Below are 713 nucleotides of genomic sequence, written 5' to 3' on the forward strand. Positions count from 1 at the left end.
CCCCCTCTGTCAGCCTAGTTGTCCAGTTGGCGATTTCGCCTGAATTTAACCAATCAGGGGCGGCATAGGAGCATTCATGCCACGTTATTCTGAAGAACGTAAAGCCGCCGTATTGAAGAAGTTGTTGCCTCCGCAGAACCGAAGTGTGGTGTCGGTGGCCACAGAGGAAGGCATATCCGATGTGACTCTGTATAGTTGGCTGAAACAGTGTCGAAAACAAGGGATGCCCGTGCCAGGTAATCGTCATATAGGGGAAGACTGGTCCCCTGAATCCAAGCTGGCTGTTGTCATCGAAACAGCCTCTATGTCTGAGGCCGAACTCAGCGCTTACTGCCGCGAGAAAGGCCTGTATCCGGAGCAGGTACATCGCTGGAAAGAGGCCTGCCTTCAAGGTGCTGGCAGGCAGGATGAGCACCAGAAAGCAGTTCAGAAGCAGCAACGAGAGGCCCGTAACACGATTAAAAAGCTGAAGTCGGAAGTTCGCCGTAAAGACAGGGCCTTGGCTGAGACCGCTTCACTGCTGGTGCTGTCAAAAAAGCTCGAAGCCTTGTACGGCGAAGATCCGGACAGCAGCGAGGAAGACTGACGCCGCTGGTGGAACGTGCAAGGCTCCTGGACTTATTTAATGAAGCCGTTGCCGGTGGTGCCGCTCGGTACAAGGTCGCAGCGTTAATGGGCATCAGCGAGCGCACCTTGAAGCGCTGGCAAGCTGC

General features: G+C 54.8%; 1 protein-coding gene. It reads left to right on the forward strand.

Translation table 11 applies throughout. The features are described from left to right. The first annotated feature begins 76 nt into the window (after window positions 1-76). Window positions 77-586 carry a transposase gene (locus IEW52_RS15620; protein ID WP_188631000.1) on the forward strand — a complete coding sequence of 170 codons (510 nt, stop codon included), beginning with the start codon at window positions 77-79 and terminating at the stop codon, window positions 584-586. The last annotated feature ends 127 nt before the right edge of the window (window positions 587-713 follow it).

The organism is Oceanisphaera marina (assembly GCF_014643915.1).
Taxonomy (GTDB): domain Bacteria; phylum Pseudomonadota; class Gammaproteobacteria; order Enterobacterales; family Aeromonadaceae; genus Oceanimonas; species Oceanimonas marina.

Bases quoted from the DNA above. Each gene is read 5' to 3' on its own strand.
- IEW52_RS15620 (WP_188631000.1), top strand. From the start codon at position 77: ATGCCACGTTATTCTGAAGAACGTAAAGCCGCCGTATTGAAGAAGTTG.